We start from the raw sequence: 16621 nt of genomic DNA, 5'->3' as shown, positions 1-16621 counted from the left end.
CCGAAAGCAACTGAGGAGACCAGGCCATGACCACGCACGCGGACCCCGCAACGGAACCCCCTGTCAGAGATGAGGTGGACACCGATGACGAGGTGAGCACGGATCCCGGCTGGTTCAGGAAGGCGGTGGTCTACCAGATCTATCCGCGCAGCTTCGCGGACTCCGACGGCGACGGCATAGGCGACCTGCCCGGCATCATCAGCAAGCTGGACTACCTGCAGAAACTGGGGGTCGACGTCGTCTGGCTCTCCCCCATCTACACGTCACCGCAGGATGACAACGGCTACGACATCAGCAACTACCGCGATGTGGACCCCATCTTCGGCACCCTGGCCGACCTGAAGAAGCTGACCGACGGGCTGCACTCGCGGGGCATGAAGCTGGTGATGGACCTCGTGGTGAACCACACGTCGGACGAGCACCCGTGGTTCGTCGAATCCCGCTCCTCCAAGGACAATCCCAAGCGTGACTGGTACTGGTGGCGGCCGCCCAGGGAGGTTGCGGAAAACGGCGCCGAACCGGGAACCGGCGGGGAACCGAACAACTGGGGCTCCGCGTTTTCCGGCCCGGCCTGGGAGTTCGACCAGGTCACCGGCGAGTACTACCTCCACCTGTTCTCCCGGAAGCAGCCGGACCTGAACTGGGAAAACCCGGAGGTCCGCGCCGCCGTCTACGAGATGATGAACTGGTGGCTGGACCGCGGAGTGGACGGTTTCCGGATGGACGTCATCAACTTCATTTCCAAGGACACCGGCCTGCCCGACGGACCCCGGGCCGACGGGATGCTGTTCGGGGACGGCAGCCCGCATTTTATGTCCGGGCCGCGGATCCACGAGTTCCTGCACGAGATGCACCTGGAAGTCTTCGCAGGGAGGGACAAGCCGCTGCTGACCGTGGGCGAGATGCCCGGTGTCACGGTGGAGGATGCCGTCCTGTTCACAGACCCCGCGCGGCGCGAAGTGGACATGGTGTTCCAGTTCGAGCACGTGGCGCTGGACCAGGAGGACGGCAACAAATGGCGGCCCAGGAAGCTGCGGCTTACGGACCTGAAGCAATCCCTGGGCCGGTGGCAGGAGGCGCTTGCGGAGCGCGGCTGGAACAGCCTCTACTGGGGCAACCACGACCAGGCCCGGGCTGTGTCCCGCTTCGGCGATGACGGGCCGTACCGCGAGCTCTCCGCCAAGATGCTGGCCGGCATCCTGCATCTGCACCGGGGCACGCCCTACGTGTACCAGGGCGAGGAACTGGGCATGACCAACATGAGCTTCGGGACGATCAGCGACTACCGCGACATCGAGGTGCTCAACCACCACCGCGAGGCCACCACCCACCTGGGCCACACCGACGCCGATGTCCTGGCCGCGCTGGCACCCCTGAACCGGGACAATGCCCGCACGCCGGTGCAGTGGGACGCCAGCAGGCATGGCGGCTTCACCACCGGCGCTCCGTGGATCGCCGTCAACCCGAACACCAGCCACATCAACGCCGCGGAGCAGGAGGACAACCCGGACTCGGTGTTCAGCTTCTACCGCCAGGTTATCGCCCTGCGGCATGCCGAGCCGGTGGTGGCGGAGGGTGACTTCACCATGCTGCTCCCCGACGACGAGCACGTGTACGCGTTCCGGCGCTCGCTTGCGGCTCCGGCCACGGGACCCGGCTCGGCCACGGGACCCGGTTCGGCGGCGGCGCCGGGCGTCCAGCTGCTGGTGCTGGGCAACTTCTCCGGGCAGGACAGGGCTGTCGCCCTCGACGGCGGCGGCTGGGGTGATGCCGAAGCCGGCGCAGACGAGCCGGAACTGGGCCATTACCCGGCTGAACGGATCCTGGGAAACTATCCCCTGGAGGCCACGGGGACACACGCCGAAATTGCGCTCCGTCCGTGGGAACTTAAGGTCTTCCGCCGGCAACACAACACCTGAGCGTCTCCGAACCAAGGCACCACACCAGCGAAGAAGGAGTTCACGATGACCATTCCACCGCTGCCAGAGCCGGATCCGTTCCCGCCGGAGCCGGGCCCCACCGGTCCGCCGGACCCGGACAATCCGTTTCCGCCCAGCAGGCCTGATCCCACGGAGCCGCGTCCGCCAGGGCCCGGACCCGAGCCTGCGCCTTCGCCGGGGCCACTGCCGATTCCGGACCCCGGACCGGTCCCGCCAACGCCTCCCCCGCCCCATCCGGACCCCACGCGGTTCTGATTCCGGCTCTCGTGACGGGGTTCAAAAGTCTCAGTCACCAATGCTGTGCACGAAGCGGCGGACTTCAGCGTTGAACGCCTCCGGCGTTTCGGCGGCGGTCAGGTGCCCGGCGTCGGGAATCACCACGAGTTGTGAACCCGGAATCTGGCGGTGCATCTCCCGGGCGACTGCCAGCGGCGACCGCACGTCCTCTTCGCCGTAGAGCAGCAGCGTGGGCACGCTGATAGTGGGCAGCACGTCACGATAATCGGAGTGTCCGTTCGCACTCAACAGCGCCCTCATGCCGTCAGGGTGGAAGTCGGCCATGATGGCGCTGATCTCTTCGACGATCGCCGGGTCTGCCCGCTCGGTGAAGAGCGTGGGCAGCCACACGGGGATGAATTGTTCGGGTGGCTGATCGAGCTCAGCCAGAATCTGCGCGTACCGCCGCTCCACCTCATCCGGGGGCAGCGAGCCGGCCCAGCCCGCATAGGCAGAGGCCAGCACCAAGGACGCCGCCATGTGCGAGTGGTTCCGGTACAGCTCCAGGGCGACGCATGAGCCCCAGGACAGCCCGAGGACGTGGGGTTTCCGCGGCGCGACTTCCCGGAGGAAACTGGCCAGGGCATCGCCGAGGTCCGCGCCGGAGAAGTCCGGAGGGGGATCGTCGGAACGGCCGCAGCCCGGGGCATCCCAGGCAATGACGGTGAAGTCGTTGGACAGCCCCTCCAGCTGCCGACGCCAAACGCGGCTGTCCTCGTACGCACCGTGGAGCAGGACCAGCGGAGGCCCTTGGCCCGCGCGCTGGTAGCCGATGCGCAATCCGGAAATCTCAACGGTGTCCATGCCACACCGGTCCTTTGGGGAGCTGACCCTGAATGCTCTGATTCTAGGACGATCAGGGTCAGCTGCCTACAGGAACAAAACCGCCTGCGCGGATAGACCGTGTCGCGGATTAGACCAGGGTGATGTCCCGGGTCCGGTGATCGTAGTTGAACGTGATCCGGCCGCCGGGGTGGTGCAGTTCGTGGTTGGCGCCATCGAACGCACCGAACGCACCGTAGTTCTCGTCCCAGGAACGGTTGAGCGCGATCTTGAAGGTGTAGTGGCCGGCGGGAAGGTCCGTGGTGAGCTTCCACAGCTGGTCCACTGCATCGAGCTGCATCTGGGCTTCGTCGTACTGGGGTGCCCAGTTCGCCGGGGCGCCCAGCAGCACGTTGAAGTCGCCCGCGATGGCCACGGCTTCCGGCTGGTCGATCGTCTCAACGCTGGAGGCCTCGGCGGGCTGCTCCGTGCTGGCCTTTGCCGGCTTGGCGGCGGTCTTGCGCGTGCGCACGGCCTTCGTCACGGGTGCCACTGCGTCCTCGATCAGCTCGGCGGCCTTTTCGACCACCTTGGCGGCCTTGGACGGCGCCTTCTTCTTCGGAGCGGCCTTGGGAGCCTTCGCGGCAGCAACCTTCGCAGCGGCGGGCTTGGCGGGGAGCTCCGTGGGAACAGGCACGTCAGCCGGCACCGGAGTGCCTACGGCGAGCGCGGTTGCAAACGTGTCAGCATCCGGAAACGCCACGGTGGCACGGAGGCCGTCGTCCGTGATGGTCCAGCCGCTGCGACCCTTGACGAGCCAGCCGGCCTTGACCAGCTTGCTGGTGGCAGTGGTCAGGGCCTTGTGTCCCCGGGGGATGCCTCCGCTGAGCAGTTCACTTTCCTTCTCGTTCAGCGGGACGCGAACAGTGGCCTGGGCCAGGACGGCGCCTGCGCCGAGGGTCTCACCTGACAGGACGCTTTCCGCGAGAATGTCGAGCACTGACTTGAGTCGAACCGTGGTGGTGTCTGCAATAGCCGTGGGCATGTTTGTCCTTTCGAGCATGTGATCACTCAGCATTTTGCCAGTGAACTGTAAATAGAGGCGACTATGCGCGTTAACAACGTGTGTCGTGACCGTCTATGACGCAGAATGCGACGCAAGTGATCTTAGAGTCTCAGCTTACGGGCGGAAACATGGGACTTTTGGCCCGTTGACAGGAGCCGGAAGGACTGCCGGCGACGCCCACTGGCGTGATGTCAGGCCGCCGGGACACGGGCGAACCCTGCGTGGAGGTCGTGGATAATCACGGTGCCGCCCAGCAGTTGAGTCTTCGCCTCGAGCTGTTTCACCAACTCTTCGTTGACCGCTCCGAAGATTTCGATGGTCCGAAGCTGGACGAGGGGCGCAATCGGAGGGAACTGCGGGCCGGCGACCTTCAGGTGAAACTCCAGCGATGGCAAATCCGTGTGGACGTGGAGGACGCTCATGCGTGTGCCGTCGGCCGAAAAGTAGACGTCGTAGGCGATGATCCGTGGCTCATTTACTTCGACAAAGCGCGCAAGGTCCAGCATCGCGGCCTTCAGCTCGCCAAGCTTCCCGGGCCGAACCTCGGACGTATCAAGATATACAACGAAATCACTCATGATGCCCTCCTTGGGGGCTGCCCGCACTCACGCCAAACTCGGCTCCAACCGGACGATGACTGCCTTGGACACCGGCGTGTGGCTGCCCTCGGCGACGGTCTCCAGGGGCACCAGGACGTTCGCCTCCGGGTAGTACGCCGCAGCGCATCCCCTTGCCGTGGGGTAGGACACCACCCGGAAGTTCCTGATCACCCGTTCGGCACCGTCCCCGTAGACCCCGCGGATGTCCACGTGCTGCCCGTCGGCCAGGCCGAGTTCGGCGATGTCCTCGGGGCTGACAAAAACAACGTCCCTGCCCTTCTTGATCCCGCGGTACCGGTCATTGTGCCCGTAGATGGTGGTGTTGAACTGGTCGTGCGAACGCATGGTCTGCAGGATCAGGGTCCCTGCCGGCCGCTCCACGTACTCCAAATCATTGACCGTGAGCATGGCCTTCCCGGTGGGCGTGCGGAACGTCCGCGAATCCCGCGGGCCGTTGGGCAGCACGAATCCGCCCCATTCCCGGATCCGCCGGTTGTAGTCCTCACAGCCGGCCACCACGTGCGAGATGTGGTCCCGGATGAGGTCGTAGTTCCGTTCGAAACCCGCCCAGTCCGCCTCGATCCGGCTGCCCACGGTGGCCCGTGCCAGCCGGCTGACAATTGCCACCTCGGACAACAGCCCGGGCGCCACCGGCTGCACCTTTCCCTCGGAGGCGTGCACAGCCGAAACGGTGTCCTCCACGGACACAAACTGCGGGCCGGATTCCTGCACGTCGATTTCAGTCCGTCCCAAGGTGGGCAGGATCAGCGCTTCCTGGCCGGTCACAGTGTGCGAGCGGTTGAGCTTGGTGGAAATCTGCACGGTCATCTCGGTGTTCGCCACGGCAGCCTCGGCCGCGTGGGTGTCCGAGATGGCGGCCACGAAGTTGCCTCCCATCGCGACGAAAACCCTGATCCCGCCGTCGCGCATTTTGCGGATGGTTTCCACGGCGTCGGCGCCGGGTTCGCGCGGCGGTTCGAAACTGAATTCCTTGGCGAGCGAGTCCAGGAACGCGGGAGGCATCTGCTCCCAGATGCCCATGGTCCGGTCGCCCTGCACGTTGCTGTGGCCGCGGATCGGGGACGCCCCGGCGCCGGGCTTGCCGATGTTTCCGCGCAGCAGCAGAAGGTTGATGATCTCCTTGATGGTGGGCACGGCCTTCTTGTGCTGGGTGATTCCCATGGCCCAGGTGATGATCACCTTTCCCGCCCGCAGATAGCGCTCGGCTAGTTCGTCGATTTCCACGCTGCTCAGCCCCGTGGCGCGCAGCACCGTCTCTTCCCGCAGCCCTGCCAGGTGGGCCTTGAGTTCGTCGAGGCCTTGGCAGTGCTCCCGGAGGAAATCATGGTCCAGGACCTTGCCCGGCCGCTTCGTTTCGGCATCGAGCACACGCTCGGACAGCGCCTGCATCAGGGCCATGTCACCGCCGAGCCGGATCTGCAGGTACTGGTCCGCCAGCTCCGTTCCGCGCCCCAGAATCCCGTTGACCTTCTGCGGATTCTTGTACCGCATGAGCCCGGCTTCCGGGAGCGGGTTGATGGCAACGATCTCGCAGCCGGCTTCCTTGGCCTCCTCCAGGGCGGTGAGCATGCGGGGATGGTTGCTGCCCGGGTTCTGTCCCATGATGATGATCAGGTCCGCCTTGGCGAAGTCGTCATAGGAGATGGTGGCCTTGCCGACGCCGATGGTCTGGCCCATGGCCCAGCCGGAGGATTCGTGGCACATGTTGGAGCAGTCCGGCAGGTTGTTGGTCCCGTACGCCCGCACGAACAGCTGGTACAGGAACGCGGCCTCGTTCGACGTCCGGCCGCTGGTGTAGAACGCGGCCTGGTCCGGGCTGTCCAGGCCCTGGAGCTTGCTCCCGAGGATGGAAAACGCCTCGTCCCAGCTGACCGGCCGGTAGTGGTCCTCCCCCGCCGGTTTGTACACCGGTTCCGTGAGGCGGCCCTGCATCCCGAGCCAGTATTCGGACCTTCCACTCAGTTCGCTGACCGGATTTTCGGCCCAGAACCCGGACGGGACGACGACGGGCGTTGCCTCCCAGGTGACCGCCTTGGCACCCTGTTCACAGAACTCGAAGGTCTTGCGGTGCCCGGGGTCCGGCCAGGCGCAGCTCATACAGTCGAAGCCGTCCTTTTGGTTCAGCCCCAGCAGCGTCTTGCCTGCCCGTCCGACGCCCATGTGTTTCAGGGCCGGCTGCATGGAGTGGTAGACCCCGGGGATGCCCGCGGCCCAGTCCTTCGGCTTCGCCACTTCAAGGTTGTTCTCGTCGGCTTCTTCAACATGCGGGTTCTTGCGCGGCATGCTGCACCCTCCTTGGCTTGGAACGCACCGTTCGGTGCTGCCCTCTTATCAGGATTAGCAGCTATGGAGAGACCCGGCAAGCATTTGGCCCGGCTTCCCGGGCTATCCCCCGGGGTGTTGTTCAGGTGCCGATGGGCGGACAATAGGACTCACCCGTCCTGATTGTCCGGAGCCGTCATGCCGCGCTTCCACAACTGGCTTCAGCGTCACCGCCTCGCTGCCTTCTTTGTTCTCTCGTATGTGATTTCCTGGCTGTCCTGGCCGGTGTATGCGCTGGGCATGATGCCGACGATGGAGTTCCTGCCGATCGGTCCGCTGGCAGCCGCGGTCATTGTGATCGGCCTCGCCGAAGGGCCATCCGGCTACAGGGCGTGGGGCCGTCGGATCATCCGCTGGCGGGTGGGCTGGGGCTGGTACGCCGTGGCCCTGCTCCTCCCGGCCGTGCTGGTGCTGGTCACGGGCACAGTCAATATGCTGCTGGGCGCTGCCGCACCTGGGCTGTCCCAGCTGACCTGGACCGGGCTGCTGGTAGTGTTCGCCGTGCGCCTGGTCAACCCCATGGACGGGCCGCTGGGCGAAGAACCGGGGTTCCGCGGGTACGCCGTACCGCTGCTCCAGGCCGACCGGTCGCCGCTGCAGTCGGCGGCAGTCCTCGGAACGGTGGTGGCCGGCTGGCACCTGCCGCTGATCATCTTCGGGGGGCTCAGCCTGATCGGCCTGCCCACGACTTTCGTCATCACATTCCTATACGTGTGGCTGTTCAACCGCACCGGCGGCAGCGTGTTGCTGACACTGCTCTTCCACAACAGCCAAGGCACCTTCACCGTGGGATCCTACGGTTTCACCGGTCCCGACGAACCGCGCGCGGAGCTGATCTATTTTGTGATGGTTGCCGCCGCAGCCCTCGGCACCATCCTGTTGGACCGACCGGCCTGGCGCTCCGCACCTCCCGGGGCGTCCGACGTCGGCCCGCTTTCCGGGCGCTTCAACCGCACCGCATCCGGGCCACCGGCCTGACTAATCCCCAACCCAACCCTGTTAGGAGGAGTGATGTCCTCACCACTCGCTTCCGCCGCCGGACCGATCGCCGTAGTTGCAGGCCTCACCTTCGCCGCCGTCGATGTCTCGCGGCTGCTCGCGGCCGACACCAGCAAGGAACGGATTGCGATGATGCGCGAGACCCCGTTCCAGGTGACCAACGCGCTCTACTTCGTGGTCTTCATCGGGCTGCTCCTGGCGCTGGTCTCCGTCTACCTGAGGCACCACGCTGACGCCGGAGCGCTCGGCGCCGTCGCCTTCTGTTTCGCCCTGGTGGGCACCATGGACATGGCCGGCAACATGTGGTTCGACGGCTTCGCCGGTCCATGGATTGCCGACGTCGCACCGGAGGCCATCCTGGCGGGCGGCTCGGGAATGCTGGTGATCGGCGGGTTCTCCAGCTATGTCCTGTTTGCCCTCGGCTGGGTGGTCTTTGGGATCGCCGGGTGGCGGGCGCGTATGTTCCCGGCCTGGCTGGGCGCGGCCTTCGTGGTGGCCGGTATCCTCGGCTACAACGCGGGCCTGCCGCCCTACGGCATACCGATCGGCCTGGCCATGGCGGCGCTGGGATGGTGGATCACCAGCAGCACCCAGGGCGCCCGCAGCGCTGCCCGCCGCGACGAAGCGGCTGCCTAGGAGTGGCCCAGCTCCGCGAGCAGCTCGGCCTTGCGCTCTTCGTCCGCAAACGAGGACCGGATGGAGTTCGAAGCCAGCCGCACCCGGTCGAACTCAGACAATCCCAGCACGGTCTCGAGCTGCACGAAATTGTCGTCCACATACCCGCCGAAATACGCGGGATCGTCCGAATTGACGCTGACGTTCAGTCCTGCCGCGAGCATGGCCGGCAGCGGATGGTCGGCCAGCGTATCCACAGCACGGAGCCGGACATTGGACAGCGGGCACACCGTCAGCGGCACCCGCTCCTCCACAAGGTGTTCCACGAGCTCCGGGTCCTCCATGCAACGGATACCGTGGTCGATCCGCTCCACGTCCAGCAGTTCCAGCGCATCAATAATGTACGACGGCGGTCCCTCCTCGCCGGCGTGCGCAATCCGGTGCAGCCCCGCCTCCTTCGCCCGGGCAAAGAGCCGTTCGAACTTGGCCGGCGGGTTGCCCACCTCGGCCGAGTCGAGGCCGATGCCGGCGATCGGCGCCTTTATGGCCAGCAGCTTGTCCAGGACCTGGAGGGCTGATTCCTCGGACAGGTCCCGCAGGAACGCGGCGATGAGCAGGGTGGATATGCCGAACTCCTCCAGGGAGTTGGCCAGTACGGAGGCCACGCCGTTCACGCAGGTTTCCAGCGCCACTCCGCGGGACAGGTGGGCCTGCGGATCCAGCATGATTTCGGCGTGCCGGACGCCCGCAACAGCAGCCCTGGCGAGGTAGGCACGGGTCATGTCGGCGAAGTCCTGCTCCGTCTGGAGCACGGCCATGTTGGCGTAGTACAGGTCCAGGAAGGACTGCAGGTCGGTGAACTCATAGCGTGAGCGCAGCTCGTCCAGGTCCGCATAGGGAAGCTGGATTCCGTTCCGTTCCGCCAGGGCGAAGATCAGCTCCGGTTCCAGCGTCCCCTCTATGTGGAGATGCAGCTCCGCCACCGGCAGCAGCTTGCTCGGTTCTTCGGCAACGGGTTCTTCGGCTTCGGTTTGTTCGGCTTGCGTGCCCTCGGCTTCCGGGAGCTCGGCCGCGGGTTGTTCCGGGGCGGGTACGTGAGCATCGCTGAGTACTGGCGCACCGCCGGGTTCGGGCGCGCCGTCGTAAGTTTCCATCCGGTAAGGATATGCCCGCATCGCTCCGGCACCGATAGAGTCGAATGAATGCACACTGAACAGCATGCTTCCGATCTGCCGTTCCTGGTTCCGGACCACGCCAGAGATGGATTTGTGCGGGTCCGCGGAGCCCGGGAAAACAACCTGCGCAACGTGGACGTGGACGTGCCCCGGGATGCCATCGTCGCGTTCACCGGTGTTTCCGGTTCCGGCAAGTCATCGCTCGCCTTCGGCACCATCTATGCCGAGGCCCAGCGCCGCTACTTCGAGTCCGTGGCGCCATACGCGCGGCGCCTCATCCAGCAGGGGCACAACCCCAAGGTGGAGATGATCACCGGGCTGCCTCCCGCCGTCGCGCTCCAACAGCGGCGCGGTACGCCGAGCAGCCGCTCCACCGTAGGCACGGTGACCACGCTGTCCAACTCGCTGCGCATGCTGTTCTCCCGCGCCGGCACGTACCCTGCCGGCACGGCGCAGCTGGATTCGGACGCCTTCTCGCCCAACACGGCCGCCGGCGCCTGCCCCGTCTGCCACGGCCTGGGCATTGCCCACACCGTCAGTGAATCTTCGCTGGTTCCGGACACCTCGCTGAGCATCGCCGACGGCGCCATCGCCGCGTGGCCCGGCGCATGGCAGGGCAAGAACCTCCGCGATATCCTCAGCCACCTGGGCTACGACGTCCACACGCCGTGGCGGAAGCTCCCCAAGAAGGACCGCGACTGGATCCTTTTCACCGAAGAACAGCCCGTTGTGGAGGTGACACCGAAGCGTGACCGCGTGGCCAAACCGTACAAGGGCCGCTTCTGGAGCGCCAAGAGCTACGTGCTGCACACCCTGGCCGACTCCAAGAGCGACACGATGCGCCAGCGCGTCCTCCGCTTTATGGAAACGGGACCGTGTGAACGCTGCAGCGGAAGCGGACTGACCCCGGATGCCCTGGCGGTGACGTTCGCCGGCCGGACCATCGCCGAGCTCAACGCCGTGCCCATGGCAGAACTGGCCGAGATCATCCGGCCCACGAGCAAACTCAAGGACGCCGGGACGGCAAGCCGTGCGGCGGCCTCGGGCGAGACCAACGAAGTGGCCGTCGCCATCACCCGCGACCTCCTGCTGCGGATCACCGTCCTGCTGGAGCTGGGCCTGGGCTACCTCGCCCTGGGCCGCGCCACTCCCACGCTCTCCCCCGGCGAAATGCAGCGGCTGCGGATCGCCACCCAGCTGCGCTCCGGCCTGTTTGGCGTGGTGTACGTTCTGGACGAACCGTCCGCCGGGCTCCACCCCGCCGACGCCGAACCGCTCCAGGCCGTGCTCGAAGCGCTCAAATCCTCCGGGAACTCTGTATTCGTGGTTGAACACAACATGGACGTGGTCCGCCGTGCCGACTGGCTTGTTGATGTGGGTCCCCGCGCCGGTGAAGGCGGCGGCGAGATCCTGTACAGCGGCCCCGTTGCCGGGCTCGCCGAGGTGGAGTCGTCGGTCACGCGGCCCTTCCTGTTCCCGGACGGAAACGACGGGACGCACGACGGCGGTACGCGCCGGGGCGGCGCTGCGCCCGGTACGCCTGCGGTCCGTAAACCTGCTGTCAGGGAGGCGGACGGCTGGCTGGGGCTGAAGGGCATCAGCCGGCACAACCTCAGGGATCTCGACGCGGATTTCCCGCTGGGCATCCTGACCGCGGTCACCGGTGTTTCGGGCTCGGGCAAGTCCACGCTGGTGAGCCAGGTACTGGCCGAGGTGGTGGGGGCACGGCTGCACCCGGACCCCGGAGCGGAGGCGGCTGCCGGGCCTGGGGACCTGGGATCCGAGGACAATGAATCAAACGGGCCGCTGAATGTTGCCGAGGCTGTGGGCGAAACCAGCGGTATGGACCGGATTGACCGGCTGGTCCGCGTGGACCAGAAACCGATCGGCCGCACGCCGCGGTCCAACCTGGCCACCTACACCGGGCTCTTTGACGCCGTGCGCAAGGAGTTCGCCGCCACGGAGGAGGCCCGCGCCCGGGGTTTCGGTGCGGGACGGTTCTCCTTCAACGTTGCCGGCGGCCGCTGCGAGACCTGCCTGGGCGAAGGGTTCGTGGCCGTGGAGCTCCTGTTCCTCCCGGGCAGCTACGGCCCCTGCCCCGAATGCCAGGGCTCGCGCTACAACCCGGAAACCCTTGAGGTCACGTACAACGGCAAGGACGTGGCCGAGGTGCTGGCCATGACAGTGGACGCCGCCGCGGAATTCCTTGGCGACGTCCCGGCCGCCGCCCGCAGCCTACAGACGCTGCGCGACGTGGGCCTGGGCTACCTCCGGCTGGGCCAGCCCGCGACCGAACTTTCCGGCGGCGAGGCACAGCGGATCAAGCTGGCCACCGAACTCCAGCGCGCCCGCCGCGGACACACCCTGTATCTTCTGGACGAGCCCACCACGGGCCTGCACCCCGCGGACGTCCAGCTGCTCATGGCCCAGCTGCACGGCCTTGTGGACGCCGGCAACACGGTCATCGTGGTGGAACACGAGATGGACGTGGTGGCCGCAGCGGACTGGGTGATCGATCTCGGCCCGGCCGGTGGCGACGCCGGCGGTGAGATTGTGGCGTCCGGGACACCCGCCGCCGTCGCGCGTTCCAAGCAGAGCCGGACGGCGCCGTACCTGGCAACCGCGCTGGGCGTGTGATCCCGGTCCTGCAGCCATCACGCCACGCGCGGTAACTATTTCGATTTGATAACGCGGCGGCACTGTCTTAGCGTGGAACGTGATCCCGCCGAGCGGGACATCGAATGCCCGGTGCTGCCACCACCAGTAACTGCCCGGCCGGCAGACACCGTAAATGACCTCTAGTTTGTCAGGGGCGGGCAGTGGCGCGACAACGTCCGGGGACGGACCGAGCGCAGGTGGCCCTTTCGGAGCATCCACCCTCATGAACACTTCCACTCGCATGAACAAATCCAAATTGGGAACCGTTGCGCGCCGCGGAGTCACCTTGGCTGCCGTTTCGGCCGCGGGCCTCGCACTCTCCGCGACCGCCGCCAGTGCGGCCGCCCCCACCGCCACGAGCGCCAGCACCTGGGACTCCCTTGCCCAGTGCGAAAGCGGCGGCAACTGGAGCACCAACACCGGCAACGGCTTCAGCGGCGGGCTGCAGTTCACGGCCAGCACCTGGTCCGCCTACGGCGGCACCGGGTCACCGGCGGACGCCACCCGCGAGCAGCAGATCGCCGTCGCCATAAACGTCCAGGCAAGCCAGGGCTGGGGCGCCTGGCCCGCCTGTGCAGCCAAGCTGGGACTGAGCGGCGGCGGCGGCGCACCTGCACCGAGCGTTCCCGTCACCCCGGCCCCCACCGAGGCTCCGGTGCAGGCCGCGCAGGCACCTGTCCAAGCGGCCTCGGCAGCAGTAGCACCTGCCCAGGCGCCCGTCCACGCTGAACCGCGCCACGCCGCCGAAGTGCCGCTGAGCGGCGAAACCTACACGGTTGAGGCAGGCGACACCCTGAGCACCATCGCGGAAAAGCTGAACATCACCGGCGGCTGGCAGACCCTTGCCGACGCCAACGTTGACACCATCGCGGATCCCGACTTGGTGTTTGAAGGACAGGTTCTGCAGCTGCCGGCCTAAGGCAGCAGCCGTCCTGAACCAGTACTCCTGATAACAACGACGCCGGAGCCTCCCTTGGCGGGGAGCTCCGGCGTCGTTGTTTCTTAAGTCAGTTCAGATGAAGTCAGTTCAGGCTGGCATGCGGGTACGTAGCCTGCGGCAGTTCCCGGACGATCCGGACTTTCCAGGCGGAGTCGTCGCTGGTGTCCAGGACGGCCACCGTGCCGATGTGCAGGTGCAGGGCCACGCGCTTGGCTGCCAGGAGCTCCAGGTAAAGGTGCTCGTTCATGCGCGCCGGCGAATCGATCACGAACTTCACGGCGTCGCGCACCTTGCGGTAGTTGTCACTGCGTTCGCGGTGCAGGTGCAGTTCCAGCGAGTGGCGCTGGCGGACCTTCGGCTCGTGCTTGTTCAGCCACGAAACGCCTGCATGTACGCCGATCACAACGGCCAGGGATACGGCGTAGATCCACCAGCCGGTGGACAGGAGGAACAGGGGGAGGTTGGCGATGGCCACCACTGCGATGAACAGGCGGAGGGCCACGATGCGCCGAAGAGTGAGGGCGACAGAGCCGATGGCGGCGCGGAAACCGTGCTGCTCCTTGCGGGCCGCTTCCGCGTCCAGGGTGAACTCATCAAGCACCAGGATGCCATTGGCTTCCGGGCTCAGCATTTGTCCGAACTTCGGAGTGAACGGAACTGCTTGGGTAAGTGTCATGTCGCATCTTCCGGAGGGTGGGCTGAGGGGGAACTGCTTGGGGTCATCTTAGTGAAATTGTGACCGTGTTGTCGCCGCCGTCTCACCATACGGTCCAGTAGACTACGCCGCGCCCCTTGGCCAGCCGCTGACAGCCTACCCCATGGGCGGCCAAGGTGTGGGCTGGGTGTGGGCGAGGTGTGGGCGCCTGCGGCATTTGGTCTGGGACCCCGGCACCTCCACACTTGAAGAATGCAGACTTTCCTTCCCTATCCAGATTTCCAGCAGAGCGCCGCGGTCCTGGACCGCGTTCGGCTCGGCAAGCAGCGTGTCGAGGCGCTGCAGACCCTGCGTGCGCTGGTGATCCCGGAGTACGGCTGGCAGTCGCACCCGGCCGTCCGCATGTGGATGGGCTACGTCCCCGCCCTGACCATGTACGGCCTTGCCATGGCGGATGAATGGATCGCCCGCGGCGGCGAAGACACCACCCGCGCCAAGATCGTCGAATTCGCGCCGCAGGCAGATCACCCCGCGTACGCGGCCAAGATCGCCATGCCGCCGTGGCTCGGCGAGCCGGACCTCCACCTCAGCCACCGCTCCCGGCTGCTGCAGAAGGAACCGCGTTTCTACAGTGAGCTGTTCCCGGGAACCCCGGCGGACCTGGAATACGTCTGGCCCGAACCGCGGCACGAGTTCCTCCCGGAAGATCCGTTAGGCGACCGGCTCTGGATCCTGCGCGCCCTGGTAGGAGACACAGACCCGAAAAAGCTGGACACCATCAGCCTGCCGGAGGTTGGCCGCGCCGCGAAGGCCGCCGCCCAGTCCGACGAATACGAGTTCGTCTACGCCGACTCCGGCTCGCGCCGGCCGCCCAAGAACCCCAAGAAGCGGCCTCCCAAGCAACTCATCAAGAAGCCCACCCGCAAGCGCCAGCTGCAGGAAGAGGCCTTCCGCACCCTCCCCGGCAACTCGGCAATCGCCGTACCGTTCGACGGCGGCGCCACGTTTGCGGTGGGCAAGGTCCAGGGCCGCCCCATCACGGTGGACGGCCGCTTCGCCCGGAACTTCCAGGTGACCGAGATTGTGGAACGCTCATCGTTCGACTACCCGGCACTGCTGCAGGACCCGCGGCTGTTCTTCCCGATTCCTGCGCCGTAGGCGTGGTTAGCGGCGCCTAGCCGAGCCGTTGGGGCAGCTCTGGCAGACTGGCCCGTATGACTGTTCTTATGGCCGGCTGCGGCGATCTTGGTACCGAGGCCGGGCTGCGGTTCTCTGCCGCCGGCCACCGCGTGGTGGGCTGGCGCCGGTCGCCTGACAAGCTTCCGGCCGCCATCGAAGGTGTCACGGCTGACCTGACCACGCCGGCGCTGCCGCCCATCCCGGCGGACACCACCGCCGTCGTCGTCGCCGTTGCGGCCGACTCCCCCACCGAGGGCGCCTACCGGGCTGCCTACGTGGACGGGCTGGCGAACGTGCTCGATGCGCTGGAGCGCGCACGCGGGCACGACGGCGGCGCGCCACCTTCGCCGCTCCGGCGCGTGTTGTTCGTCTCCTCTACCGCCGTTTACGCCGATGCGGATGGCGGCTGGGTGGATGAAAGCACGACGCCGACACCCGGCGGATTCTCCGGCCGCATCATCCGCGAGGCGGAGGAACTGCTGCACAGGCGGTTGATCGGCACCGGAATCGCCTCCGTCGTGCTCCGGCTGGGCGGCATTTACGGCCCGGGGCGGACGCGGCTCATCGACCAGGTACGTGAAGGCACGGCTGAGGCCCCGGCGGAACCCCGTTACACGAACCGGATCCACCGCGATGACGCCGCGGCGGCCATCGTGCACCTTTGCACCATGGCCGCAGACCCCGGTCCCGTGTACCTCGGGGTGGACAACGATCCCGCCGATCTCGGCGAGGTCCAGCGCTTCCTGGCCGCCGAGCTGGGACTCCCCCGGCCTGCGTCGGCCGTTGCTGGTGAACCGTCCCGCGGCGGGAACAAGAGGTGCAGCAACGCCCTGCTCCGCAGCACCGGGTTCGAGTTCCGCTACCCCACCTTCCGTGAGGGGCACCGCGCCATCCTGGCCGGCGAAGGCAGCCGGTACCCGTGATGTGAGCCTTTCCGTGTCCGACGTTGTAGCCGAAACTTTCTAAGGGGAACAGTGGATTTTCAGCACATTATAGAGACGGTCGGCAGGTTCATGGACTTTGCCGGCGTCGCCGTTATGGTGATCGGCGCCGTCGTCTCCATCCCCATGGCCGTGCGCGGATTCCAGCCGAAGCGCCTGCCGGAAGGCGCCGAACCGCTCTCCGTCTACCGCTCGTACCGGCAACTTCTGGGACGCTCCATCCTGCTGGGACTTGAGCTTTTGGTGGCGGCGGACATTATCCGGACGGTCGCGGTCACACCCACGTTCGAAAGCGTGGGTGTGCTGGCGATCATTGTGCTCATCCGGACGTTCCTGAGCTTCTCGCTGGAGCTGGAAATCACCGGCCGCTGGCCCTGGCAGAAACAGCCCGCAGGCGAGGCGGCCTCGGCCGGCTCCGCGAGCTCGGCCGCCGGCTAACACCCTTCTGAGCTGTCAGCCGGCTCGGCTGTCAG

At 66.5% G+C, this 16621-nt stretch carries 14 protein-coding genes; 8 read left to right on the top strand and 6 right to left on the bottom strand.

The window, feature by feature from the left end; translation table 11 throughout:
• The first annotated feature begins 26 nt into the window (after positions 1–26).
• Positions 27–1919: an alpha-glucosidase gene (locus J7I79_RS04185; RefSeq protein WP_251042354.1), complete on the top strand. Its 1893-nt coding sequence runs from the start codon at positions 27–29 to the stop codon at positions 1917–1919.
• Positions 1920–2225: 306 nt separating this feature from the next.
• On the opposite strand, the gene J7I79_RS04180 is transcribed toward J7I79_RS04185, so the two are convergent.
• From J7I79_RS04180 to J7I79_RS04165, 4 genes are all read right to left on the bottom strand, one after another.
• Positions 2226–3020 (bottom strand): alpha/beta fold hydrolase, encoded by a 795-nt coding sequence (locus J7I79_RS04180; protein ID WP_214950671.1) that lies wholly within the window; start codon positions 3018–3020, stop codon positions 2226–2228.
• Between the two features lie 109 nt (positions 3021–3129).
• Complete coding sequence (locus J7I79_RS04175) at positions 3130–4023, bottom strand: glycosidase (protein WP_214950669.1); 894 nt, start codon at positions 4021–4023, stop codon at positions 3130–3132.
• A 212-nt stretch (positions 4024–4235) separates the two neighbouring features.
• Positions 4236–4622 carry a hypothetical protein gene (locus tag J7I79_RS04170; protein WP_214950667.1) on the bottom strand — a complete coding sequence of 129 codons (387 nt, stop codon included), beginning with the start codon at positions 4620–4622 and terminating at the stop codon, positions 4236–4238.
• Positions 4623–4649: 27 nt separating this feature from the next.
• Positions 4650–6947 carry an FdhF/YdeP family oxidoreductase gene (locus tag J7I79_RS04165; protein ID WP_214950666.1) on the bottom strand — a complete coding sequence of 766 codons (2298 nt, stop codon included), beginning with the start codon at positions 6945–6947 and terminating at the stop codon, positions 4650–4652.
• A gap of 177 nt (positions 6948–7124) precedes the next feature.
• On the opposite strand from J7I79_RS04165, the gene J7I79_RS04160 reads away from it, so the two are divergent.
• Positions 7125–7964: a CPBP family intramembrane glutamic endopeptidase gene (locus J7I79_RS04160; RefSeq protein WP_214950659.1), complete on the top strand. Its 840-nt coding sequence runs from the start codon at positions 7125–7127 to the stop codon at positions 7962–7964.
• A gap of 33 nt (positions 7965–7997) precedes the next feature.
• The gene (locus J7I79_RS04155; protein ID WP_214950657.1) at positions 7998–8621 is read left to right on the top strand and encodes a hypothetical protein; all 624 of its coding nucleotides are present in this window, start codon (positions 7998–8000) and stop codon (positions 8619–8621) included.
• Here J7I79_RS04155 and J7I79_RS04150 read toward each other — a convergent pair.
• A complete protein-coding gene (locus tag J7I79_RS04150) occupies positions 8618–9754 on the bottom strand; it encodes an adenosine deaminase (RefSeq protein ID WP_251042353.1) in 1137 nt (378 codons plus the stop codon). The two genes, J7I79_RS04155 and J7I79_RS04150, sit on opposite strands and share 4 nt — an antisense overlap.
• Before the next feature lie 48 nt (positions 9755–9802).
• Between J7I79_RS04150 and J7I79_RS04145 the strand changes: the two genes are divergently transcribed.
• Positions 9803–12412 carry an excinuclease ABC subunit UvrA gene (locus J7I79_RS04145; protein WP_214950655.1) on the top strand — a complete coding sequence of 870 codons (2610 nt, stop codon included), beginning with the start codon at positions 9803–9805 and terminating at the stop codon, positions 12410–12412.
• Positions 12413–12674: 262 nt separating this feature from the next.
• The gene (locus tag J7I79_RS04140) at positions 12675–13352 is read left to right on the top strand and encodes a transglycosylase family protein (RefSeq protein ID WP_214950653.1); all 678 of its coding nucleotides are present in this window, start codon (positions 12675–12677) and stop codon (positions 13350–13352) included.
• A 103-nt stretch (positions 13353–13455) separates the two neighbouring features.
• Here J7I79_RS04140 and J7I79_RS04135 read toward each other — a convergent pair whose 3' ends face one another.
• Complete coding sequence (locus J7I79_RS04135; protein WP_214950651.1) at positions 13456–14049, bottom strand: hypothetical protein; 594 nt, start codon at positions 14047–14049, stop codon at positions 13456–13458.
• A 231-nt stretch (positions 14050–14280) separates the two neighbouring features.
• Between J7I79_RS04135 and J7I79_RS04130 the strand changes: the two genes are divergently transcribed.
• The 3 genes from J7I79_RS04130 to J7I79_RS04120 are packed head-to-tail and all read left to right on the top strand — an operon-like array spanning position 14281 to position 16586.
• Entirely contained in the window at positions 14281–15186 is a 906-nt protein-coding gene (locus tag J7I79_RS04130; protein WP_214950649.1) for an MSMEG_6728 family protein, read from the top strand.
• 56 nt (positions 15187–15242) lie between these two features.
• The gene (locus tag J7I79_RS04125) at positions 15243–16130 is read left to right on the top strand and encodes an NAD-dependent epimerase/dehydratase family protein (RefSeq protein WP_214950647.1); all 888 of its coding nucleotides are present in this window, start codon (positions 15243–15245) and stop codon (positions 16128–16130) included.
• Positions 16131–16181: 51 nt separating this feature from the next.
• The gene (locus tag J7I79_RS04120; RefSeq protein ID WP_104173541.1) at positions 16182–16586 is read left to right on the top strand and encodes a DUF1622 domain-containing protein; all 405 of its coding nucleotides are present in this window, start codon (positions 16182–16184) and stop codon (positions 16584–16586) included.
• Positions 16587–16621 lie beyond the last annotated feature (35 nt).

This window comes from Arthrobacter sp. ISL-69 (assembly GCF_018613775.1).
Classification (GTDB): Bacteria; Actinomycetota; Actinomycetes; order Actinomycetales; family Micrococcaceae; genus Arthrobacter.
The sequence above is the reverse complement of the archived record's forward strand: the minus strand, read 5'-3'. Positions and strand labels throughout refer to the sequence as shown.